Genomic DNA, 24304 nt, shown 5'->3' on the forward strand with positions numbered 1-24304 from the left:
AGGATGGCAACCTTAGTGCTTAGACAAAATTGCGTGCAAGTGTACCATGTTCCGTAAGGATGAAAAATCCTGACACCAAGAACCTTTAATAAAGAAGCAAATTACGTCGCTATGAGAAAATCTAAGCCTAAGTCAAATACCAAACAGTCTGGTTTCATCCGCCTGATCAGTGGTAAGCATAAAGGTCGCAAATTACCAGTTCATGATGTTGCGGGATTAAGACCAACAACAGATAGAATGAAAGAAACCGTTTTTAATTGGCTCATGCAGGACGTAAGAGACGCAAAAGTACTCGATTGCTTTGCTGGTGCTGGCAGTCTAGGATTTGAGGCTATTTCACGCTTCGCAGCAAGCGGAACTTTTATCGAACTGGATAAAACCGCGGCGACGCAGCTTAGCAATAATGCAACTTTACTCAAACTGGATAACGTTGAAATCATTAATACCGACGCGTTAACCATGCTGGCAAATAACCTTAAGCAACAGCAATATGACTTGGTTTTTATTGACCCACCCTTTCGCAAAGAGCTTGTGACTCCTTGTTGTGCCTTACTTGAGTCACAATCTTGGCTCAGCGAAGAAGCACTCATCTATGTTGAATTTGAACAAGAGGCACAGCCTGAAACACCAGAAAATTGGCAAGTGATTAAAGAAAAGCATGCAGGACAAGTGATCTGCCGCCTGTATCAGCGCTGAAATTCCCTCATAAAGAATGAAAAAACAGCCGCTAGCGTATGACATGACAGGGCTGGTGTTTTTAGCTATAATTTAGGCTTTACATGCGGTCTTGCTTCAGATTACAATACCGCACCATTTTTGAACCAATTGGCTAGTTTTTAGCCAGATAGAGCTAAGCTCATTAATTAGGTAGGTGAATTTTTAATGCCAGTAATTAAAGTAAGAGAAAACGAGCCGTTTGACGTTGCACTACGTCGTTTCAAACGTTCATGTGAAAAAGCAGGTATCCTTTCTGAAGTTCGTCGTCGCGAGCACTACGAGAAGCCAACTGCTGAGCGTAAGCGCAAAAAAGCTGCAGCGGTTAAGCGTCACATGAAGAAGCTTTCTCGCGAAAACGCACGTCGCGTTAAATTATACTAATCAGTATTGGTCTTGTATCAATGAGCTTATTAGTTACGCTAAAAGACGCGCAAAAAGAAGCGATGAAAGCCAAAGAGAAACTTCGTCTTGGCGCGATTCGTGCGGTACTTGCTGAAATTAAACAGCGAGAAATCGACAACCAAACTACACTAGACGACGCAGGCATTACTGCGGTTTTAGTTAAGTTGGTTAAGCAGCGTCGCGATTCTTATACCCAGTATAAAGATGCAGGGCGTGAAGACTTAGCTGATATCGAAGCTAACGAAATTAGCGTACTTGAGACATTCCTTCCTAAGCCACTTAGCGAAGATGAAATTGTCGAGCTAATTGATGCCGTGATTGCACAAACTGGTGCGTCAGGCATGCAAGACATGGGCAAAGTAATGGGTGCGATTAAAGCAGAAGCTGAAGGTCGTGCTGATATGGGTAAAGTCTCTGGTTTAATTAAGCAAAGACTTACCGCTTAAGCCCGCATACAATTGTATGATTGATAAGTGAACCGAGCCTAGTGCTCGGTTTCTTCGTTTTAGGCGTCATTCGCATCAATGCAGCGCTGATAAAATATCTCACTTGAATTAAGTTGATTTTTTCTCGTTGCTCCTTGATATAATGCGCTCACTCACTAATACAACTTCGGAACTTAAATGAAAGGCAAAATCCCTAGACAGTTTATTGATGACTTGCTCGCAAGAGCGGACATTGTCGAGCTCATAGACGGTCGTGTGGGATTAAAAAAAGCAGGAAAAGACTATCAAGCCTGCTGTCCATTTCACAATGAAAAAACGCCTTCATTTACCGTGTCACGTGATAAACAGTTTTATCATTGCTTCGGCTGTGGTGCTAATGGCAACGCAATTTCCTTTTTAATGGAATACGACAAGCTTGAGTTTGTCGATGCTATTGAAGAATTAGCCGCCCTATTAAACTTAGAAGTACCACGCGAAAACGCCCCGCAAGGGCCGCAGCGTTCAATGGAAGAAAAAAAGTCTGACTATGACTTAATGCTCCAAGCCGCTAAGTTTTACCAGCATCAGTTAAAACACCATAGCAATGCCACTCAAGTAATTGACTACGTAAAAGGCCGCGGCCTGAGTGGCGAAACTGTACAAAAGTTTATGATTGGTTATGCACCACCTGAGTGGGAGTCATTGTGTAATCAAATAGCCCGCAAGCCTGAGCACAAACAACAGCTACTTGATTTGAAATTAGCATCAGAAAAGTCAGCTGGCCGCCAATTTGATTTCTTCCGCGATCGCTTGATGTTCCCTATTCGTGATAAACGTGGTCGTGTCATCGCATTTGGCGGAAGGATAATGGGTGCAGATCAAGGCCCTAAATATCTAAACTCGCCTGAAACACGCATTTTCCATAAAAGTTTCGAACTTTATGGTTTTTATGAAGCTAAACAAGCACATAAGCAATTAGATAAAGTGTTGATTGTGGAAGGCTATATGGACGTCGTTGCCCTTGCAGAAAAAGGCATTGATTACGCCGTTGCCGCGTTAGGCACTGCAACCACAGCTGAACATATGCAAACTTTGTTTCGAAATACCGACAGAGTGATATGCTGCTATGACGGTGACAGAGCTGGCCGCGATGCGGCTTGGCGTGCACTTGACCATGCTTTACCTAACTTAAAAGACGGTAAGTCTCTACAGTTTGTCTTTTTACCTGATGGTGAAGATCCAGACTCATTAGTACAGCAAGAAGGCAAAGACGCCTTTGAAGCGCGGCTGGACACGGCAACCGATTATACGCAAGTATTGTTTACCAAATTACGCGAGCAATGCGACCTTACAAATGATGCAGGCAAATCCAAGCTGCTTACCGATGCCATTCCACTGATCAGCAAAATACCCAGTGACTACTACCAAGAGAGTTTGTTAACTACCTTAGCTAGGTTAATTGGTCGTACTCGTGAGCAACTTAGCGCTAAATTAGCAAGTAACAAGCAGCAGAATAAAATTGAGCGCCAATTTAAAGTCACGCCGATGCGTCGAGCGATTGGCTTACTGCTCCAACATCCACAGCTTGCGCAAACGGTTGAGTATATGCCTGAACTCGGTGAAATGGCGATCCCAGGTATTCAGCTGCTACTGAGCTTACAAATGTTATGTCACGATAACCCGCAAATAAACACAGCGCAGTTACTTGAACATTATCGCGACCAAGCTGAATTCGATGCCTTGAAAAAGCTTGCGGTGTGGCAACATGGCGTTGCTGAAGATAGGCTAGAAGACGAATTTAAAAATACTTTTCAATTTATTGAAGATCAGTGTTTAAATTATCGCCTAGAGACCCTATTAATAAAGGAGAAAACCGAAGGCCTAACAAATGATGAGCGGCTAGAATGCGCACTCCTTACCCAAGCGCTTAAACAGTAGAAGTTCTAGTCAATAGCAATTTTCGGTGCTATAATGTTCTATTCACTGCGTCATCAAAATTTAGCTGTTAAATAGCTGGCGCCTGTTGTATCAACTTTTCAGAGTGGAAGCAAATTTCTCTATGGATCAATCTCCTCAGTCACAACTCAAACTTCTGATTCAGAAAGGTAAAGAGCAAGGTTATTTAACTTTTGCAGAAGTTAACGATCATCTTCCACAAGACATCATAGACTCAGATCAGGTAGAAGATATCATCAGCATGATCAACGATATGGGTATTCAGGTCTCTGAAAATGCGCCTGATGCTGACGAGTTGATGATGCAAGAAACAACAACAGATGAGGATGCTGCGGAAGCAGCAGCTGCGGCTTTAGCAACAGTAGAAAAAGAAATTGGCCGCACAACTGACCCTGTTCGTATGTACATGCGTGAAATGGGTACGGTTGAACTTCTAACTCGTGAAGGCGAAATCCAAATCGCTAAGCGTATCGAAGAAGGGATCAACCAAGTACAGATTTCTGTTGCAGAATACCCTGAAGCCATTACTTATCTTCTAGAACAATGGGACAAGTACGAAGCGGAAGAAATGCGCCTAAGCGACATTGTTTCTGGTTTCTTTGATCCTAATGCTGTCGAGGAAAACGAAGCGCCAATTTCAGCAACACACATCGGTTCTGAGCTAAGTGATGAAGACTTGGATGACGAAGATGATGATGAAGATGATGACGATGACGACTCAGAAGAAGGCGATTCTGGCCCAGATCCTGAAGAAGCTCGCGAGCATTTTGAACATCTTCGTACGCTGTACAATGCCGCGCGAGAAATTTTTGAAAGTAAAGGTCGCTCGCACCCAGATGCGAAAGCTGCAATTCAGGAAATCGGCGATCACTTCCGTACTTTCAAGTTAGTTCCTAAGCAATTTGACCGCATGGTAAATAACATGCGCGACATGATGGATAAAGTGCGTGTTCAAGAACGCATCATCATGAAACAAGCAGTTCAAATTGCCAAGGTACCAAAAAAGGTTTTCGTTAAGCACTTTGCTAATAACGAAACCGATACCGCATGGATCGATGCTGAAATTGCATCAGGTGAAAAACACTCAGCAAAACTTGCTGAAGTAAAACCTGAAATCGAGCGTTGTGTTAACAAGCTTAAAGCGTTTGAAGATAGCACTGGTCTTAGCATTGAGCGTATTAAAGACATCAACCGTCGCATGAGTATTGGTGAAGCAAAAGCTCGCCGTGCGAAGAAAGAAATGGTTGAAGCGAACTTACGTCTTGTAATTTCAATCGCTAAAAAGTATACCAACCGTGGTCTGCAGTTCTTAGATCTAATCCAAGAAGGTAACATCGGTCTGATGAAAGCGGTTGATAAATTTGAATACCGTCGTGGTTACAAGTTTTCAACATACGCAACGTGGTGGATCCGTCAGGCGATTACTCGCTCAATTGCGGACCAGGCAAGAACTATCCGTATTCCAGTGCATATGATTGAAACAATCAACAAACTGAATCGTATCTCTCGTCAAATGCTACAGGAAATGGGCCGAGAGCCAAGTCCTGAAGAATTGGCAGAACGTATGATGATGCCTGAAGACAAGATCCGCAAAGTGTTAAAGATCGCCAAAGAGCCAATCTCAATGGAGACGCCAATTGGTGATGATGAAGATTCACATCTTGGTGACTTTATCGAAGACACTACTATCGAGTCGCCGATTGATTCAGCAACGATGGAAAGTCTTCGTGGCGCGACCAACGAAGTACTGGCAGGTCTTACAGCTCGTGAAGCTAAAGTACTACGTATGCGTTTTGGTATCGATATGAATACAGACCACACGTTAGAAGAAGTGGGTAAACAGTTTGATGTTACACGTGAGCGTATTCGTCAGATTGAAGCTAAAGCACTACGTAAGCTGCGCCATCCTTCTCGCTCAGATCTATTAAAGAGCTTTTTAGACGTTAAGGGCTAAAAAGTAGCAAATAAGATTAAGGCCGCTATTCAGCGGCCTTTTTTATAGTAATTGGATTAAATAGGTATACACACATGGCTTGGATCCAAATCCGAATTTATTCAGATAAAGCCGATGCCGATGCGTTAAGCGATATGCTTATGGATGTCGGTTGTCCGTCTGTCACATTCATGGATAGTAAAAACAATCCCGTTTACGAACCAAAACCTGGCGAAGTCATCTTATGGCCAGAGACAACGGTGATCGGTTTATTTGAAGCGAACCATGATATGCAAGCAGTCGTTCACTTTGTCCAGTCACAATATGACAAGCCGTTAAACTACAAGCTTGAACAGCTAGAAGACAAAGACTGGGAACGCGAGTGGATGGATAATTTCCACCCAATTAAGTTTGGCGAGAGATTATGGATTTGCCCAAGCTGGCGTGATGTGCCAGATCCCAATGCCGTCAATGTGCTACTGGATCCTGGTCTTGCATTTGGTACTGGTACCCATGCTACAACCGCACTTTGCCTGCAATGGTTAGAACAACAAGACCTCAGCGGTAAAACGGTCGTTGATTTTGGCTGTGGCTCTGGGATTTTAGGCATTGCAGCAATCAAATTGGGCGCTGAGCGTGTAATTGGTATTGATATCGATCCACAAGCGCTTATCGCAAGCCGCGATAATGCCGAGCGCAATGGCGTTGCAGATAAACTAGAAGTGTATTTACCTGAAAATCAGCCGCAATTCAGTGCTGATATCGTTGTTGCTAATATTCTTGCACAGCCGCTGAGAGAGCTACACGAAATCATTCTCGGCTTCTTGGGCGACAAAGGTGCCATCGCCATGTCTGGTATTTTAGAAGAGCAAGCGCAATCTGTTGCGGATGTTTATGCACCATTTTTAAAGCTAGACAACATTGCTCAACAGGGTGAATGGACGCGCGTCAGCGGTGTGAAAAAATAAGGCTGCTAACGTAACGCTGACAAAAGTATCAGCGAGTCAATGAAAGTTAGTAAGTTTTAACTGGTAAAGCCTGTAATTAACAGGCTTTACGCATTTTTCACAGCTTAAATTTTCGGCTCAAATTGTACCTTTAAAATTGTTTTTGCATAAATTTCGTGCAAATTATCTGGGCTCTCAGGTTGTTATCAAATGTCAACCCATAAAGTTCAAAAAAAAAGCAATTATGTTCAATTTATAACCTTTGATTTTTGCGAAAAAAACCGTAAACTTAGCGCCCCTTGAGGTAAGGCGGATTAAACTGTAGTGCGTATTGGTCCATACCAACTTGAAAACAATCTTATCGTAGCACCAATGGCTGGGATCACCGACAGACCGTTTCGACAACTGTGTCGACGTCTAGGTGCTGGGCTTGCGGTATCAGAAATGTTGTCTTCAAATCCAAAAGTGTGGAAAACCGATAAGTCGCAAAATCGCATGGATCACAGCGGTGAATCGGGCATTCGCTCGGTACAAATCGCAGGAGCAGATCCTGAGTTGATGGCGCAAGCAGCGCAATTTAATGTCGCAAACGGTGCGCAGATCATAGATATCAATATGGGCTGCCCCGCTAAGAAAGTGAACAAGAAGCTTGCAGGCTCAGCATTGTTGCAATATCCAGAGTTGGTTGACGAAATCGTAACCGCTGTGGTTGCTGCCGTTGACGTACCTGTGTCGTTAAAAATCCGTACAGGATGGGACACAGACAATCGTAACGGTGTTGAGATTGCTCGCATAGCTGAACGTCGAGGCATTGCTTCGCTAGCCGTGCATGGCCGTACAAGAGCATGTATGTATAAGGGCGAAGCTGAATACGCCACGATCAGAGAAATTAAACGTTCAGTATCTATTCCTGTAGTAGCAAATGGTGACATTACGTCTCCTGAAAAAGCGAAACAGGTGCTGGAATACACGGGCGCAGATGCCATTATGATTGGTCGAGCCGCCCAAGGTCGTCCTTGGATTTTCCGAGAAATAGACCACTATTTGCAAACCGGTGAACATTTGCCAGAACCTGAAATAGCAGAGGTTCGAGCAATATTGATGGAGCACTTAGTAAATCTTCATCAATTCTATGGTGAGCCAATGGGAGCGCGCATCGCACGCAAGCATGTATCTTGGTATTTGCAGGCCCATGACCAAGAAGGTCAATTTAGGCGAGTATTCAATGCCTTGGAGACGCCAGAAGCGCAAATCGAGGCATTAGAAGACTATTTTGAAACATTAGGGTGAATGAATTTATTCATCCTTCAGGCTAACTAAGAAAGAGACATAACGATGTTCGAACAAAATGTGACTTCTCCATTTATTACTAACGCTCATGTTCAGTCACAAGAGAAACCGCAACCTTTGCGCGATGCAGTTAAAAAAGCTGTACATCACTACCTAAAGCAGCTTAATGGTCAAGACGTACAAGACGTTTATGAGTTAGTTCTTTCTGAGCTTGAAGCGCCTCTACTTGAAGAGGTTATGACTTATACTCGTGGTAACCAGACTCGTGCAGCGATCCTTTTAGGCATCAACCGTGGCACACTTCGCAAGAAGCTAAAAAAATACGGCATGAACTAAGCACTGCTGGTAAAATTTAGTTGATAAAAAAGCACCTTCGGGTGCTTTTTTATTGTTTAAAATTCAGCAGCTAGCGGACATTTATCCTTTTCATATCGCACTTTTCTCATGTTTATCTCGCCTTTTAACATCGTCATCTTAACAATAATGCGCTAAAATACCGGCTCTCTAAGCTAGCCCTTAACTAATCATTGAGGAAACCTGAACCATCATGGATATACATCGTCCAATTCGTCGCGCCCTACTAAGCGTGTCAGATAAAACCGGTATCGTTGAATTCGCCACAGCACTTGCAGCTCAAGGCGTAGAAATTTTATCAACTGGCGGTACTTGCAAACTACTTGCAGACAACGGCATTAAAGTAACAGAAGTATCTGATTACACTGGCCACCCAGAAATCATGGATGGTCGCGTTAAAACGCTTCACCCAAAAGTGCACGGCGGTATCTTAGGACGTCGCGGTCAAGACGAAGACGTCATGACTGAAAACAATATTTCAGCAATCGATATGGTAGTAGTCAACTTATACCCCTTCGCACAAACTGTTGCGAAAGCTGACTGTAGCCTAGAAGATGCAATCGAAAATATCGATATTGGTGGTCCAACTATGGTTCGTGCTGCGGCTAAGAACCACAAAGACGTGACCATTGTTGTGAATGCGAGTGACTACAGCCGCGTCATTGAAGAGATGAAGGCGAACTCTGGCTCTACAACATACAAGACACGTTTCGACCTTGCAATTGCGGCCTATGAGCATACCGCACAGTATGACGGCATGATTGCCAACTACTTCGGTAAAATGGTTGCGGATTATACGGAAGAAGCAGCAGAGGAAACCAAATTCCCTCGCACTATCAATATGCAATTCACCAAGAAGCAAGATATGCGCTACGGTGAAAACTCGCATCAAGACGCTGCTTTCTATGTTGAAAACAACATTGAAGAAGCATCCGTCGCAACGGCTAAACAACTTCAAGGTAAAGCGCTGTCTTATAACAATATCGCTGATACCGATGCCGCACTTGAGTGTGTTAAAGAGTTTGATAAGCCGGCTTGTGTTATCGTAAAACACGCAAACCCTTGTGGTGTTGCGGTAGATGAAAACATTCTTGCCGCCTATGACCGCGCATTTAAGACCGACCCTACTTCTGCCTTCGGTGGTATCATCGCCTTTAACCGAGAGCTAGACGGCGACACGGCGGAAGCCATCGTAGCGCGTCAGTTTGTTGAAGTTATCATCGCACCTAGCGTATCAGAAGAAGCCGCACAAATCGTTGCTGCGAAGCAAAATGTACGTTTACTAGAATGTGGTCAGTGGTCAAACAAAACCACAGGTACTGATATTAAGCGTGTTAATGGCGGTATCTTAGTACAAGATCGTGACCAAGGTATGGTTGGTTTGGACGACCTTAAGGTGGTTTCAAAACGTCAACCTACAGAGCAAGAACTAAAAGATCTACTGTTCTGCTGGAAAGTCGCTAAATTTGTTAAGTCCAACGCGATTGTTTACGCCCGTGATGGCATGACTATTGGTGTGGGCGCAGGCCAAATGAGCCGCGTATACTCTGCAAAAATCGCAGGGATCAAAGCCGCAGACGAAAACCTAGAAGTTCCGGGTTCTGTGATGGCTTCTGATGCGTTCTTCCCATTCCGTGATGGCATTGACGCCGCTGCGGCTGCGGGTATCACTGCGGTAATTCAGCCGGGTGGTTCAATGCGTGATGAAGAGGTGATTGCCGCCGCTGATGAAGCGGGAATGGCAATGGTGTTTACCGGCATGCGCCACTTCCGCCATTAATCAATAAAGCGCGAAACTTATGAGTTTCGCGCTTTTTGTTTCAGCTAATTTCCAGTATTCTGGCTACAGCATAATCATAACAGAATGAAGGAAGCTAACGATGAATCTAGGTATGAAATCTCTTATCGCTGCTGCAGTATTTACCACTTTAGTGGGCTGTAACGCGACAGAATCTAACTCCAGCCAAGCAGTACCAAGCGCGATTGCAAAAGCCGTTGCTAGCGACAATCGAGCTGAGAGCAATAGAGCCCGAGACCAATATCGCCACCCAAGTGAAACGCTTGCTTTTTTTGGCATTGAGCCATCAATGACCGTGGTAGAAATTGCACCTGGTGGTGGTTGGTATAGTGAGATTTTAGCGCCGCTGGTTAAAGGTCAAGGCACCTATTATGCAGCGCACTTCCCTGCTGATTCAGATGTTGGCTACTATCAACGCTCATTAAAAGGCTACAAAGAAAAAGTAGCAACCAACCCAGACTATAGTGAAGTAAAGATCACGGAATTTGCACCAGTGACGCACAGTAATATTGCGCCACAAGGCAGTGCAGACGTGGTACTTACCTTCCGTAACGTACATAACTGGTACATGGGTAAAGGGGATGAAGGTGTACTTAGCGCGTTCAACGCGTTTAATAAGGCACTGAAACCTGGTGGCATTTTAGGTGTGGTTGAACACCGCCTACCTGAGCACCGTCAACTTGATGATCAAAAGTCGTCAGGTTATATGAAGCAAAGTTATGTTGTTGATATCGCCAAGCAAGCTGGGTTTGAATTAGTTGCAAGCAGCGACATTAACGCCAACCCACTAGACAGCGCCAATCACCCAAAAGGCGTCTGGACTCTGCCACCTCGCTTAGCGCTAGGTGATGAAAAAGCAGCGCAATATAAAGCGATTGGGGAAAGCGACCGCATGACCTTAAAATTCAAAAAGCTTTAATAGGAAAATTTCGCCATGAATGTACTAGTCATTGGCAGCGGTGGACGTGAGCATGCGCTTGCGTTCAAAGCCGCACAAAACCCATCTGTAAAAACGGTTTTTGTAGCACCTGGTAACGCAGGTACTGCGCTTGAGCCTAAACTCGAAAACGTAGCTATCGGCGTTGAAGATATCGATGCCTTGGTCGTCTTTGCTAAAGAAAACAATGTGCAATTAACCATTGTTGGCCCTGAAGCGCCACTGGTTATCGGTGTAGTTGACCGTTTCCGTGAAGAAGGCTTAGCTATTTTTGGACCTACTCAAGCGGCAGCGCAGTTGGAAGGTTCGAAGTCGTTTACTAAAGACTTTTTAGCACGTCATGATATTCCAACAGCGGCTTATCAAACGTTTGAAGAGATTGAGCCTGCGCTTGCCTACTTGAAAGCACAAGGGGCACCTATCGTCGTTAAGGCTGATGGGCTTGCTGCTGGTAAAGGGGTCATTGTGGCAATGACCGAAGCGGAAGCGGAAGAAGCAATCCGCGATATGCTTGCGGGTAACGCTTTTGGCGAAGCGGGCAGTCGTGTGGTTATTGAAGAGTTTTTAGAAGGTGAAGAAGCCTCTTTCATCGTCATGGTTGACGGCAAAAATGTACTTCCTTTTGCCACCAGCCAAGATCACAAACGTGCATACGATGGTGATAAAGGCCCAAACACAGGTGGTATGGGTGCATACTCTCCAGCTCCTGTAGTCACGCCAGATATTCATGAACGCATCATGGCTGAAGTGATCAATCCAACGGTTGAAGGTATGGCGAAAGAAGGTCACCCTTATACAGGTTTTCTATACGCTGGTTTGATGATCACAGCAGACGGCACACCAAAAGTTATCGAGTATAACTGCCGCTTTGGCGATCCAGAAACACAACCTATCATGTTGCGCCTTCAGTCTGATTTAGTTGAGCTGATTGAAGCGGCAAACCGAGAAGAGCTTGATCAAACATCGATCGAATTCGATCCGCGAGCTGCCGTTGGTGTTGTGCTTGCAGCTAGTGGCTACCCAGGGAACTACCCTAAGGGTGACGCTATTTCAGGTCTTCAAGTGAACTATCCTGAAGGTGAAAAAGTGTTCCATGCTGGTACTAAACAAGATGGCGAGCATGTAGTCACCGCAGGTGGTCGAGTATTATGTGCAACGGCCCTTGGCCACACGGTAACCGAAGCGCAAAAACGCGCCTACTCTCTAGTTAAAGACATTCACTGGGATGGTGTAGAGTACCGCACAGATATCGCATATCGTGCAATCGCACGCGAAAGCTAATTCACATTAAGCTTTGCAAGGCCAGCCCGACGCTGGCCTTTTTCATTTTTACACACTGCGTTTCTAAGTTTGTAATGGTATCCTACCCTTTTATGAGCATTTTTAGGGGCAAAGATGCAAGTACAAGGTACACTCAGCAAGTTAAAGTCAGCGCTTGTTGAACCTATTCAATATCAATTACCCGTGGGTGATAACTTAGTATCGCTCAACGAATACTTTGGTAAACCAGTTACCCTTACCTTCACTGGCAATATATTTTGCAGTAGCTGTGGTAAAAAAACCAAAAAGAGCTATTCGCAAGGCCACTGTTTCGTGTGCATGAGAAAACTCGCTAGCTGCGACATGTGCATTATGAAGCCAGAGACCTGCCACTATGATCAAGGCACCTGTCGTGAACCCCAATGGGGCGAAGAGAACTGTATGATCCCGCACTATGTGTATTTGGCCAATACCTCAGGTCTTAAAGTTGGGATCACTCGTCATACGCAGATCCCAACACGTTGGATAGATCAAGGCGCAACGCAAGCACTGCCGATTTTTAAGGTGCAGACCCGTCACCAGTCAGGATTAGTGGAAGTGGCACTGGCTCAGTTTATTGCCGATAAGACTAACTGGCGCAATATGCTCAAAGGCATCAATCCTGAAATAGACCTCAAAGCAGAAGCTGCTAAGCTTATTCCCGAGATCCAAGCAAAGCTCGATGAACTTGCTGAACTCTTTGGTGCAACCGCCATTGAAGTGCTGGACGAAGAAGTGGTTGATCTCACTTTCCCTGTAGAGCAGCACCCGAGTAAAATCAGCTCGTTTAACTTTGATAAAGACCCTGTAGTATCAGGCGTGCTTGAAGGGATCAAAGGCCAATATCTTATTTTTGATAATGGCGTGATCAATATTCGTAAGTTTACTTCTTACGAAATTACCTTCTCTGACGAATAAAATGCATGCCAATCGTCTTCTGTAAGTGGCTTACAGAAGACGTAACCTTGGATTGTATGACAACCAAGCTTGCGCAGGTAACGTTTCTGTACAGGCTTTTCTACGCCCTCAGCTACAACTTGTAGGTTGAGCGCCTTAGCCATCGCCACAATTGCCGAAACAATTTCGCTGTTGCCATATTCATCGGGCACCTTAGCAATAAAACTAGCATCTATTTTTAGGATATCGATGGGCAGTTTAGCCAAGTAACTGAGCGCAGAATACCCAGTACCAAAGTCATCAATCGCCAGTTTCACACCCAGCTCCTTGAGCTTTTTCAAGGTGTACTTAGCCTCAAGCAGATTACCGATAAAGCTATTTTCGGTAAGCTCAAGCTCAAGATACTTACCGTCGACGTTATGCTTTTTTAATGCCTGCGCGACACACTGATAAAGGTCGCCTTGAGTGACATGAGACGCCGAGATGTTAATCGCCATGCGCCTAATCTCAACACCTGCGCGTTGCCATTTAGCCAAGTGCTGACAGGCTTTATCTATTACCCACTGATCTAAGCGAATAATAAGTCCCAGTTCCTCTGCAAGTGGAATAAATTGAGCCGGTGAGATCATCCCAAGATTTGGGTCGCGCCATCGCAGCAAACACTCAACACTGGAAATGCGACTGCTGGTTAAGCACTGCAAGGGTTGAAAATGCAGTTCAAACTCATCATTTTCTAAGGCATTCTGAAAACGGCTTAGCATGGATAAACGTTCAAATGAACGTGCATTCATCGAAGCTTCGAATAACTGAAAGGAGTTGCGCCCTACTTCTTTGGAGCGATACATAGCAACATCGGCGTGTTTAAGCAATGTTTCCGTGTCATGACCATCTTCGGGATAAATAGCAGCCCCCATCGAGGCCGTCGCAGCCACCTGCATATCACCAAGTTGAAATGGACTCGACAATGCCATCAACATTTGGTCGGCAAACTCAATAACCTCCGACATGCCATTCACTTCGCTCAGTAGCACAACAAATTCGTCGCCCCCAAGTCGCGCTAACGTGTCACCTTCGTTTAGAATAGACTTTATCCGCTCGCTAACCTGAACCAATAATTCATCTCCGGCGCTGTGGCCAAGAGAGTCATTCACTTCCTTAAAGCGGTCTAAATCTATAAACATCACACTGAGTTTTTGCTTGTAGCGGTGCGCTGATGCCAATGCCATAGAGAGTCTGTCGTAAAATAAGCGGCGATTAGGCAGCCCAGTCAATTCATCAAAATAGGCTAAGCGAGCAATTTTTTCTTCAGCATTTTTACGCTCCGTAATGTCACTAAAAATGGCTGCGTAGAGCATGTCGTCACTGTACGGCTCTCTGATCTCAATAATCGTGAGCCATTCAACATAAATCTCACCGCTCTTTTTACGATTGCAGATCTCGCCCTGCCACACACCTGTTTCTCTGAGCGTTTGCCACATGCTCTGATAATAGCATTCATCATGTAGCCCAGAGCTCAATATGCTTGGGTTTTTCCCTAGTACTTCGTAATCTTTGTAGCCGGTAAGCGCACTAAACGCTGGGTTGATCTGGATTATTTCACCTGAACTTTTGGTGATCATAATGCCATCGAGAGAAGCATCAATGATGCGGTTAGCTAGATAAAGATTCTTCTCCGATTTTTGCAGTGCAATATCACGTTGTACTAGGACTTTTTCCAGCTCGCTACAATACGCAGTTTCAATTTCAGTCAAAACATTTTTAAGCGCTAATAGCCCTATCACTTGTTGCGAGTCTGGGGAAGTCACCACCAAATGGCGAATGGAGTTTACCGTCATCAGCCGGTAAGCATCGAATAGACTGTCTTTTGGCGTCATGGAGAGCATCGGATAGCTAGCTAATTGCCAGCAAGGCTGACGCCAATCAGGGTTGAGAATAATATACGCAATATCGCGCTGAGTAATAATGCCATACTCATTTAATTCACGGTTATACACCAGCACAGCGGTCAGCTTAAGCTCACGCATATTATTGATAACATCAGAGACGCAGTCTTCACTGTCTAAAATCACAATGCTCGAGTCAAAGTGCTGCTCAATTGGTCTAAAATGCAAATAATGGTCAAGCCCTTGGCTGCGCACAATATCGGATAAAGAGACCACACCACAAGGTAGATTATCCAAGTCCACCACGAGTAAATGACGGATCCCTAATTGGTGGAACTTGACCGTCGCCTCACTCAAGGTTTTATCAATTTGAATTTTTTGCACAGGTGTAGTCATCACTTCTCGGATCGGCATCTGGGCAAAGTCAGGGTCGTTAAAGTTGAGCTTAACGCAATCCGACTCAGTCCAGATACCAATAATGTCATCGGCACGGGTAATAAAGATCGAGCTCACTCTGCTCGCTCGCATTTGCGCAACCGCATCATATAGACTGGTTTGCTCATCGCAACATAACAAGCTATTGGTAAATACTTCTTTGATCTGTAACTGACGTGAATCACCAACCATAAGCACACTCTCGCAATATTATTCCAATTTGAAGTATACTGGGCGACACTTTTGATAACTTGACCAAGAACAAATTATGGCGATAAAAACCTATCCTTTATTGCTGGTATTAGACCAAAGTATAGAGTTTATCGAAGATGAAAAAGCACTTAGGGATGCAACGCATCTGCTCGATGATGCGTCACTCAAACGGTTAATTCTAGTATACCCAAACGATTGCTGCAGCAACGTACACGGTGCGCCCGTGCAGTGTATTGATTTGAAATATTTAACCGAATTAGTGCAACAATATCTCGTTGACGAAGGCCAGTGTTGCGTCAGCAAAATCCAACTGAGCAATACTCAGCAGGCTTTTGATTTACTAAGTCTAAGCTAACCGGCTTCAACCAGCGCTTTGATATGTGTCACGGCGCTGCGGCCTAAAGAAGAAAGATCATAGCCCCCTTCTAAGTAGGAAATAATCCCCAAACAGTCCGATGAGTTTGCAAACTCGACTACTTGCTCAGTAAACCATTGATAATCTTGTTCAACAAACTTGAGTCCGCCCATATCATCTTCTAAATGACCGTCAAACCCCGCACTGATAAAAATGAGCTGAGGTTTAAATGATTGCAGCTTAGGCAACCATTGTTGCTCCACCAAGGCTTTTAAGTCTGTGCCATCCGCTCCTGCACTCAACGGGGAATTGATTAGCGTTTGATGATTCTCAATCGCGGTATTTGGATAAAAAGGGTGTTGAAACAAAGAGCAAAGTAACACGCTATGATCGTCTTTGAAAATATCTTGTGTGCCATTACCATGATGTACATCGATGTCCAATATAGCTACCCGCTCTACGCCCTTTGTCTTGGCATAAGCGGCGGCAATGGCAACATTATTAAAGACACAAAATCCCGATGAAGTACTTTGATTGGCGTGGTGTCCAGGAGGTCTAACAGAACAAAATGCAGCATCAAGTTTACCTGCAACCACTTCGTCCACCGCAAGTATTCCTGCGCCGACAGCGCGTTCAATCGCTTTCATAGAATCAGGACAAAGCCAAGTGTCGCCGTCTAACTCGGTTAACCCTTCATTAGGGATTTTATCCATTACTTCTTTGATCATGGCTTGATCATGAACCAATGCATAGTGTGAGGTATCGGCTTTCAGCGCCGTTTTGTGCTCAATGGCGATATCAAGTCCAGACGCTAGCAACCTGTCTGATATCGCATCTAACCTCGCAGGACACTCAGGATGTTCCTCGGTCATTTTATGCTTGCGGCAATATGGATGAGTAATAATTGCAGTACGCATAACGAATATACATCCTATGTTAGTTTGCGACGTGGTTGATTTAAGTAGCTATCCTTTCACTATATCAAAGCCACATAATTGTGGCTTTGATACTTTGGTATATCCTAATGCTGGATTTCTTTCGCCTTTAAATCCAAGTTATGGAAATCGAAACTAAAGTCGGTTATTTCCGGATTAACAAATTCCATTGCAGCAGACTCAACCCGTTGAGATTTATCCATCACAAAATTGATGTAAGCATCTGCTTCAAGTAATGGCTCATCCCACCGTACCACAAAGGCGTTACCGGTTAGGTGCTCAAGTTTCCCCTTTAGGCGCTTTGTGTGCGTAAAATCAATGCGCAGTTCCTTACCAAGCTTTTCCACCACCACATCGCCATACCAAGCGCTAGTTAGTGTTCCCGTGTAGTTGTTTAATGGTAAAGCAGGCTGTGGTTTTGCAACTTCGATTATCCCAGCTTTAGCGTATTTATCTTGTTGCGCCTTAAAGTAATCATCGGCGATGATCTGCACCCAGTCTTTATCTTCTAGGCCAAGCGCATCTTCAAACACTTCATTGATAATCGCGGAAAGTGCGGGGTATTTTTGTTGGTTTGATAAGACCACCACACCCAATTTTTTCTCTGGGATCATCGCAACTTGCGACACCATACCTAAAATCCCACCGCCGTGACCTACCTTTTTATAACCAAAGTAGTCTTCTACCGCCCAGCCAAGGCCGTACCCTCTAAACTGTTGGTGGTATACTTCTGCGGCTTTTGCTGCGGGAATACGCGTAATGTGTGGATGCCACATTTGCACTTGTTGCTCTTGGCTAAATAGCTGCTCGCCAGAAGGTAAGCGACCACCTTCAAGCTGAGTTTGTAACCACTTGGTCATGTCATCCACGTTAGACGCAATGGCGCCAGCACCACGGAAATCTTCTAGGTAGTTAACAAAGAACGGCGTAAGTTTGCCATCCATCGGAATATGGCCAGTCGCCCAATTACTATTGTTAGCCGGGATCCGAGAGAATCCAGCCTTTGAGTCATCCATATCTAGCTTGGTAAACATTTCCTGCTCAACAAAATTGCGCCAATCTTTACCACTAACTCGGCTTACGACTTCTCCTGCAACAACAAACATCAAATTGTTATAGGCGTAATGACTGCGGAAACTTGAATCAGGTTTGAGATGTGAAATACCTGCCAGCAATTCTGGCATGGTTTTATCAGTATCAGGCCAGATCATAAGGTCACCCGCCCCAAGGCCCAATCCACTTCGATGACTTAATAAATCTCGGATAGTCATCTCTTGAGTAACATAACTATCGTAAAGCTTAAATTCTGGAATATGTTTAATGACTTTGTCATCCCAACTCAGTTTGCCTTGATCAATTAACATCGCCAGCGCTGCTGCCGTGAAAGCTTTGGTGTTGGATGCAATACCAAACAAGGTATCCGCATTGACCTTAGTTGGCTTATTTAAATGCGTCACCCCGAAGCCCTTGGTCATCACAACCTTACCATCTTCTACAATACCAATTGCCAAACCTGGAATATTAAACTTTGTCATTGCGCTTTTTACCGCAGTTTCAACATCCTGTTGGTTTACTGCCGCGCTTGCCTGTGCACTAAGAAAACTCGCAGCAACTAGGCCTGAGGTTAATAGCCATTGTTTTATTTTCATTATTTTTCCTTGGTTTTTTGCCACAACCAATCATGATGTTACCAGTCAAGCTTTGCGATTTAACTTCGTAATATCACATTGATAGATGGCTAATTCTTGTTGTTGTCTGTCACTATTATTATCTGTAACGTGTGATTGTGCCGAAATAGCCTGTAAATAGCTGGTCGGAAACTGATGCTCCTTTGCCCCGGCCAACACATGATGTACGTACCAATCGAAAGGTAATTGATGTTCCACAAAGGTGTTAGCAATATAGCACCAGGCCTCCACCATACCGCCACCTTGCCTTTCAACAGGCAAACAATGACAGTTGTATCGCTCCCCTTCAATGTCGTCCAAACGCGCTTTTTCTCGCTCATCCAAGGCATACAAAACGCCATAAACATGGCTATTTGCTTCAGTACTCGGCGTAATACTACACTTGGCTGAACCATCGGTGCTCAACATATCAAAAGTCAGCCGATAGCCATGCAATTTCCCCACTCCAAGTAACTTCGCTTGTGGTAAGCGAGCAAGCAAACGTGCAGTCGACATATTTGAACCAAAGCTAAAGTTAATAATGTTTTTGTCACACATTAGATCACCAATCTTACTGCAAGCAGTAACATGATCACACCGATCCCGCGATCAAACCAATGTCCTGCACGACGAAAAAATTGTCTTACCGTTGTTTTTGATAAAACTAAAGATAAAAACGAAAACCAAGCCCACGTAGCCAATGCCATATAAACACCGTAAAACAACTGCACACTGCTTGGTGTGGTTGGCTCAATCACTAGGGTAAAAAGCGATAAGAAAAACAGCGTTGCTTTAGGATTTAAGGCATTGACCAAAAAACCCCGTTTTAACGCAGTCCAATTAGACTCAGTAACAGCATGTGCAGTGATATTTTCTTGCTCTGAATTGGGTTTTGCATATCGCAACGCTTGCACACCAAGGTAAGCAAGGTAAAGCGCGGCTATATATTTTACTGCTGTGAACAAGGTTTCAGATTGAGATAGCAGTAACGCAACTCCCAATAAGCAATAACTGACATGTACTAAAATACCAAGACCAACCCCAAAACTTGTCCAAAGGGCGTTTGCTCTGCCCTGCTGTACACTTTGTTTAAGCACTATCGCAAAATCGGGACCTGGACTTGCGACAGCAAAAAAATGTGCCAGCGCAATTAAAATAAACTCATCAAGATAAACGAGCATGTGCATGCTCCTGTAAGGCCAGTAAATCACCCCGCTCTGAGTTATCCATTAAGGTATTAATTTGCTTTTTCGCCTTTTTATACTGGCTCACAAGGTGTGACTTAAGATGCTTATGACCATCTCTCACCCCTTTAAAATGACATACGAGGGCATGCACAAAAACACTCTGCTGCTCCGTCAGTGCAGCTTTTCGGTTGGCATATTGGTTGTAGCAAGAACCACATCCTCCCCTAAAGTGATATACGGTATTAGACACCATGACCCCAAAGCCAAAAAAGCTCGCCAGCACATCACAAGCAGCGTCTAATTGCGCTTCCCCACCCGGAGGTAACACGCCACGCTGTAAAATTAAAACTTTTGCCATGACACCTGCATAACTGGCAATCAGATCTTGAGGCTGATTTATTTGGTTAGGATTATAAGAAATCAAAATAGGCGCAGCCGATTCAGCGATAACCGCTTGCTCACCGCGCCAACGCCCTGCAATGTTTAGCTTAGTCATGCTGGTCGACGCGAGCATGCGTTCAGGCGCAACCAAAGTGATTGGCCACTGTTGTAACCCCGCGTAGGACTTTACGCGGGAGAAAACCACCGCCGCCATCTCTTCAATACTGGATACCGGCTCTGGAAAACAACTAGGAGTCGGAGTAATAATCTGCGTTTCATTTAAAAAGTACTCGCCATCAAAATGCTCAAATGCCCAGACAAAGGTATCAATTAACCATTGGGTTTCTTCATCGCTAAGCAAAGGTGAGACTTTAAATAAGGACAGCATGCTAATAATTCACTCTTTTCTGGAATAACCCCTGATAAATAGCATAAACTCTGAGCCTAATGCAAAAACATGGAGTTTCACATGCCACACTTTATTCTTGAACACTCAGCTAATTTGCCAATTGAAACCGAGGCGTTAGTATCACAGGTGCAGCAATTTGCCTGTGCATGTGGCTTGTTTGATCCAACTTCCGTCAAAACCCGTGCTGTTGCTTTTGAGCATTTTCAGTTAGGCGATGGCAAACAAGGGTTTATTCACCTGCAGATCCATATGATGGCTGGTAGAACATTAGAGCAAAAACAAATGCTCACGGAAGGTGCTCTGAAGCTTTTGCTCGCAAAGGTCGGGGAGCATTTTGCGCTCAGTGTCCATTGCTATGATTTATTATCCGATATTTATCGCAAAAACTAATTTATTATTCGAGTTATTTAACTATGAAATTTCCATGTAGATTGGAGAAATTTTTGAGCCACGTTGCAGAGATGCCACGCAGCAAGGTCAAAATTAATATTAAAAAAGGTCTCGTTACCGTCAATGGCAATATCGTCAAAAAAGGCGACATCCAAGTCACCCCAGCAGACCACATTACTTTTGATGGCGAACGCCTAGAGTATTTGGGTTTACGCTACTATATGCTAAACAAACCACAAGGTTATGTATGTGCAAATAGTGATGAATTACACCCAACAGTATTCGATTTAATTGAAGAACCTAACTTAAAAGATTTTCATGTTGCAGGTCGACTGGACATCGATACCACGGGTTTAGTACTGCTCACTAACGATGGTGATTGGTCTCATCAAATCACCTCGCCGAAGAAACAAAAGTTTAAAACCTATGTACTAGAAAGTCGCGACGAACTCACTGAAGAAGCGCTAACACAGCTTGAACAAGGCGTTGAACTACATGGTGAGAAACAAGCAACCCTGCCAGCAAAAGCGGAGCTTATTGATAAATTTGCACTACGCTTATCTATTTGCGAAGGAAAGTATCATCAAGTAAAACGCATGCTTGCCGCAGTTGGCAACCAAGTAGTTGAACTTCATAGAGAAAATATTGCAGGGATCGAACTTGATCCAACCCTTGCTGAGGGCGAATACCGCCCATTAACTGATGAAGAAATAAGCATAATTAATGCAAGTTAGTCATCGTCTTTAGGTAGTATGAGTAAATATCATCTCAAAATCGCCTCCTTAGGGCATTAACCTACTTACAACTTCCCCCTAAACATGCTAAATCATGTAGTGAGAGTATTTTTAGGGGGCGATCCTGTGTTTTCTAGTTTCACATTAAAAGCAAAAATAATTACCTTTGCCGCCGCAATATTTGTTTCATTACTTGCCGTTGCCTTTGTAGGTCTTCAAGCTCTGCGCCATGCCAGTGAAAGCGATAATATTGCGCGTATCAACCAATTAATGAAAAGCACCGTTAATATTGTTAAACAGTTTGAGCGCTTTGCAGAGCAAGGGAAACTGACTGAGCAACAAGCAAAAGAGATGGCAATTCAGGTTTTAAGAGAAAATAAATACCATGACTCTGAGTATGTGTATGTTGTTAATGACAAAATGGACTTCGTAGCAACACCGCATGACCCCCAGCTGCATAACACCAGCTTTAATGACTTTGAAGATGCTGACGGCAAAAGCATAGGCAGCATGGTGAAGCGCTTAGTCGGTAACCAATTTGATCGGATCATTACCTACAATTGGACTTCACTGCGAGATGGAGAAGTTGTCGACCTGACTTCAGTGGTACAAAAAACACCAGGGTTTGGCTGGTATGTCGGCACAGGTATTAGCTACAAAGAAGTAAACGATCGTTATTGGGACACCGCAATCTGGTTAGTCGCACTTTCTTTAGCGGTTGCCGTTGCATTGACCACCGCACTTGCGCGGTTTGGACTGTCTTTGAATAACAAACTTGGTGCTGAAATCAATGATGTGCTCGAAATCGTAAAACATGTTTCAAGAGGAAACCTAACTACACCTATCAATACTGCTGACTGCCAAGATTATAGTATTCTCGCAGCCATGGACTATATGCAAGGCGGATTAAAAGGAGTAGTTGAAGGGCTTAAAGAAGCAACTAAGGCGCTACAAAACCAAACATCAGACAGTGAGGTACGCTCAGTAGAACTTGAGAATCTAACTCGTAGTTTAAATGCAGAAACTCAAATGGTGGCTTCAGCAATTACCGAACTCACAGCATCAGCACAAACCGTTGTCGAACATGCGGAGCAAGCTGCGGATTCAGTTCAAGAGGCTGAAAAGCAAGGTAATGCTGCCGACAAACTGACAGCTCAAGCAGCAACTGAAATTGCATTATTAGAGCAACAAATTGACAGCGCTGGTAATAATATTCAAGTACTAGATGAAGAAGTATCTAATATCGCTAATGTACTTACCGTTATCCAATCTATCGCCGAGCAAACCAATTTATTAGCCCTCAATGCTGCAATAGAAGCTGCTCGAGCTGGAGAGCAAGGACGAGGCTTTGCTGTCGTAGCGGACGAGGTCAGACAGCTTGCTCAGCGCACTCAAACCAGTACAGAAGAGATCCGTACCATGATCACTAAACTGCAAAGTGCAACTCAAGATGCGAAGGCTTCTGTAAGCTTGAGCATTGCAACAAGCGAAAAAACGGTGAGTATGTCATCTAAGGCATCTCAAGCGCTTGTACAAGTCGCCGATTCTTTAAAATCTATATCGCAGATGAGTCATCAAATAGCTCAAGCAGCCAAAGAACAGTTGGATGCAGGAGAAGATACAGCCAAACGTGTCGTTGTTATCTCTGACACGGCCTCACAGACGGCAAGTGTGTCTGAAAAAGCACATAAAGCGACTGATACAATTAAATCTTTATCTGGAAATCTAGAGATTGAGATGGCCAAATTCAAAGTGTAATAAGTCAACTTTATTCTTATTTTTCATACAATTAGCCAAGTGTAAATTTATATAAACTGTTAATTGAAAAATTTCTTTAATTTTTCATTCACCTTGTGTTTATTTGGTGTTAAGTTTGTACCCACAGAGAGTTTCAGTTTTAGTAGTCTCAAGAGACTTCTTTGTTTGTTATAATTGCAATAATATATGCAACCTAAAGTTTGAATGCTTGATTGCGTAGAGATCAAGCAAACTTAATAAGGACTATGATAATGCAAAAACTAAATTTGAAAGAATGTAAAAAAGTTTCTGGTGGTGGTATTTGGATGCCAGATGAACCAGCAGCTAACAGTGCTGAAGCTAATGCAAATACCAAATCTAGCAAAGCCAATTAAAGATTATTGTTAGTTATGGAAAGAAAATTCGCACTCGGAGACTTACTACTACCATATGTCTTAGTTGTAGTAGGAGTCTTCATTATACACGATGTTAATTTTCACTTTTTTCTGACGTACACGGCACTTATATCTCTCTGTTTTGGTGTGGGATTACGACTGAAGGATGTGAACATATGTATTCTGTCCATCTTATGCCTGACTCCCTTTGTTCTTGAAACACTCGTGTTTTCAACCGGATTAATTAGCCTATCATCTTCCCCTGAGAATAGATTATTTCAGAATAGTTTGATTTTCGGCATTCACCTAATTATCGAGTTAATAGTGCTCGCCCCACTCACTTACCGGACAGAATTAACCAAAAAACTTTTCCCAAGATAAAATTAAATACACCTTTGCGGATAATATATTTCCATGGTTGGCTATCTTAGGAGCTTTGTTCACATTCGCTACTATTGTCGAAAATTACCTAAGAAATGGTAAAGGCTATGATGTGACTTTCTTTTTCTACTCTTCCGATATTGCAGGATATATTCTGTACTCAGCAAAATGTGGAATTATGATAGCTTTAACAGCCCTAACATACAAAGAAGAGTACGATTACGCACTCCCAAGCTTGCGCAAGAAA

23 protein-coding genes are annotated in these 24304 nt (G+C 43.7%); 17 read left to right on the plus strand and 6 right to left on the minus strand.

Annotated elements, in window-relative coordinates:
- Window positions 1-111 precede the first annotated feature (111 nt).
- The 12 genes from rsmD (at window position 112) to ABMY45_RS14140 (ending at window position 12976) form a co-directional block, all read left to right on the plus strand.
- A complete protein-coding gene (rsmD, locus tag ABMY45_RS14085) occupies window positions 112-696 on the plus strand; it encodes a 16S rRNA (guanine(966)-N(2))-methyltransferase RsmD (protein ID WP_174170612.1) in 585 nt (194 codons plus the stop codon).
- Window positions 697-882: 186 nt separating this feature from the next.
- Window positions 883-1098, plus strand: a complete 216-nt coding sequence (rpsU, locus tag ABMY45_RS14090) for a 30S ribosomal protein S21 (protein WP_010362466.1) — start codon at window positions 883-885, stop codon at window positions 1096-1098.
- A gap of 20 nt (window positions 1099-1118) precedes the next feature.
- Window positions 1119-1565, plus strand: coding sequence for a GatB/YqeY domain-containing protein (locus ABMY45_RS14095; protein WP_010374111.1), 447 nt, complete (start codon window positions 1119-1121; stop codon window positions 1563-1565).
- Between the two features lie 177 nt (window positions 1566-1742).
- Window positions 1743-3482, plus strand: a complete 1740-nt coding sequence (gene dnaG / locus ABMY45_RS14100; RefSeq protein WP_349289026.1) for a DNA primase — start codon at window positions 1743-1745, stop codon at window positions 3480-3482.
- 121 nt (window positions 3483-3603) lie between these two features.
- A complete protein-coding gene (rpoD, locus tag ABMY45_RS14105; protein WP_010607190.1) occupies window positions 3604-5454 on the plus strand; it encodes an RNA polymerase sigma factor RpoD in 1851 nt (616 codons plus the stop codon).
- A 74-nt stretch (window positions 5455-5528) separates the two neighbouring features.
- Window positions 5529-6401: a 50S ribosomal protein L11 methyltransferase gene (prmA, locus tag ABMY45_RS14110; RefSeq protein WP_349289027.1), complete on the plus strand. Its 873-nt coding sequence runs from the start codon at window positions 5529-5531 to the stop codon at window positions 6399-6401.
- Between the two features lie 303 nt (window positions 6402-6704).
- Window positions 6705-7670 (plus strand): tRNA dihydrouridine synthase DusB, encoded by a 966-nt coding sequence (gene dusB, locus ABMY45_RS14115; protein WP_010374120.1) that lies wholly within the window; start codon window positions 6705-6707, stop codon window positions 7668-7670.
- 45 nt (window positions 7671-7715) lie between these two features.
- Complete coding sequence (gene fis / locus ABMY45_RS14120) at window positions 7716-8006, plus strand: DNA-binding transcriptional regulator Fis (RefSeq protein ID WP_010374122.1); 291 nt, start codon at window positions 7716-7718, stop codon at window positions 8004-8006.
- Window positions 8007-8217: 211 nt separating this feature from the next.
- On the plus strand, window positions 8218-9804 hold the full coding sequence (gene purH, locus ABMY45_RS14125) for a bifunctional phosphoribosylaminoimidazolecarboxamide formyltransferase/IMP cyclohydrolase (RefSeq protein ID WP_010607187.1): 1587 nt from the start codon (window positions 8218-8220) through the stop codon (window positions 9802-9804).
- A gap of 100 nt (window positions 9805-9904) precedes the next feature.
- On the plus strand, window positions 9905-10741 hold the full coding sequence (locus tag ABMY45_RS14130; RefSeq protein WP_102057551.1) for a class I SAM-dependent methyltransferase: 837 nt from the start codon (window positions 9905-9907) through the stop codon (window positions 10739-10741).
- Window positions 10742-10756: 15 nt separating this feature from the next.
- Window positions 10757-12040 carry a phosphoribosylamine--glycine ligase gene (purD, locus tag ABMY45_RS14135; RefSeq protein WP_211867064.1) on the plus strand — a complete coding sequence of 428 codons (1284 nt, stop codon included), beginning with the start codon at window positions 10757-10759 and terminating at the stop codon, window positions 12038-12040.
- Between the two features lie 114 nt (window positions 12041-12154).
- Entirely contained in the window at window positions 12155-12976 is an 822-nt protein-coding gene (locus ABMY45_RS14140; RefSeq protein WP_010607184.1) for a DUF2797 domain-containing protein, read from the plus strand.
- Here ABMY45_RS14140 and ABMY45_RS14145 read toward each other — a convergent pair.
- Window positions 12949-15465 carry an EAL domain-containing protein gene (locus ABMY45_RS14145; protein ID WP_227386838.1) on the minus strand — a complete coding sequence of 839 codons (2517 nt, stop codon included), beginning with the start codon at window positions 15463-15465 and terminating at the stop codon, window positions 12949-12951. The two genes, ABMY45_RS14140 and ABMY45_RS14145, sit on opposite strands and share 28 nt — an antisense overlap.
- A gap of 76 nt (window positions 15466-15541) precedes the next feature.
- Between ABMY45_RS14145 and ABMY45_RS14150 the strand changes: the two genes are divergently transcribed.
- Window positions 15542-15841 (plus strand): DUF4144 domain-containing protein, encoded by a 300-nt coding sequence (locus ABMY45_RS14150; protein WP_227386837.1) that lies wholly within the window; start codon window positions 15542-15544, stop codon window positions 15839-15841.
- On the opposite strand, the gene ABMY45_RS14155 is transcribed toward ABMY45_RS14150, so the two are convergent.
- The 5 genes from ABMY45_RS14155 to ABMY45_RS14175 all read right to left on the minus strand — a co-directional run bounded on the left by ABMY45_RS14155 (window position 15838) and on the right by ABMY45_RS14175 (window position 20399).
- Window positions 15838-16758 carry a histone deacetylase family protein gene (locus ABMY45_RS14155; RefSeq protein ID WP_010374136.1) on the minus strand — a complete coding sequence of 307 codons (921 nt, stop codon included), beginning with the start codon at window positions 16756-16758 and terminating at the stop codon, window positions 15838-15840. The genes ABMY45_RS14150 and ABMY45_RS14155 overlap by 4 nt on opposite strands.
- 104 nt (window positions 16759-16862) lie before the next feature.
- Window positions 16863-18425 carry a serine hydrolase gene (locus tag ABMY45_RS14160; RefSeq protein ID WP_349289028.1) on the minus strand — a complete coding sequence of 521 codons (1563 nt, stop codon included), beginning with the start codon at window positions 18423-18425 and terminating at the stop codon, window positions 16863-16865.
- A 45-nt stretch (window positions 18426-18470) separates the two neighbouring features.
- Window positions 18471-19001 (minus strand): gamma-glutamylcyclotransferase family protein, encoded by a 531-nt coding sequence (locus ABMY45_RS14165; protein ID WP_102057558.1) that lies wholly within the window; start codon window positions 18999-19001, stop codon window positions 18471-18473.
- Complete coding sequence (locus ABMY45_RS14170) at window positions 19001-19624, minus strand: LysE family transporter (protein ID WP_010607178.1); 624 nt, start codon at window positions 19622-19624, stop codon at window positions 19001-19003. Before ABMY45_RS14170 ends, ABMY45_RS14165 begins: the two co-directional genes overlap by 1 nt.
- Window positions 19608-20399: a hypothetical protein gene (locus tag ABMY45_RS14175; protein ID WP_102057559.1), complete on the minus strand. Its 792-nt coding sequence runs from the start codon at window positions 20397-20399 to the stop codon at window positions 19608-19610. Before ABMY45_RS14175 ends, ABMY45_RS14170 begins: the two co-directional genes overlap by 17 nt.
- 81 nt (window positions 20400-20480) lie before the next feature.
- Here ABMY45_RS14175 and ABMY45_RS14180 point away from each other — a divergent pair, with 81 nt between their 5' ends.
- The 4 genes from ABMY45_RS14180 to ABMY45_RS14195 all read left to right on the plus strand — a co-directional run bounded on the left by ABMY45_RS14180 (window position 20481) and on the right by ABMY45_RS14195 (window position 23676).
- Window positions 20481-20810, plus strand: a complete 330-nt coding sequence (locus ABMY45_RS14180) for a 5-carboxymethyl-2-hydroxymuconate Delta-isomerase (protein WP_102057560.1) — start codon at window positions 20481-20483, stop codon at window positions 20808-20810.
- A 23-nt stretch (window positions 20811-20833) separates the two neighbouring features.
- Complete coding sequence (rsuA, locus tag ABMY45_RS14185) at window positions 20834-21544, plus strand: 16S rRNA pseudouridine(516) synthase RsuA (protein ID WP_174170605.1); 711 nt, start codon at window positions 20834-20836, stop codon at window positions 21542-21544.
- A gap of 126 nt (window positions 21545-21670) precedes the next feature.
- Complete coding sequence (locus tag ABMY45_RS14190; protein WP_174170604.1) at window positions 21671-23302, plus strand: methyl-accepting chemotaxis protein; 1632 nt, start codon at window positions 21671-21673, stop codon at window positions 23300-23302.
- Window positions 23303-23553: 251 nt separating this feature from the next.
- Window positions 23554-23676, plus strand: a complete 123-nt coding sequence (locus tag ABMY45_RS14195; protein WP_264484056.1) for a hypothetical protein — start codon at window positions 23554-23556, stop codon at window positions 23674-23676.
- The last annotated feature ends 628 nt before the right edge of the window (window positions 23677-24304 follow it).

It is taken from the genome of Pseudoalteromonas sp. XMcav11-Q (genome assembly GCF_040104525.1).
In the GTDB taxonomy this organism is placed as follows: domain Bacteria; phylum Pseudomonadota; class Gammaproteobacteria; order Enterobacterales; family Alteromonadaceae; genus Pseudoalteromonas.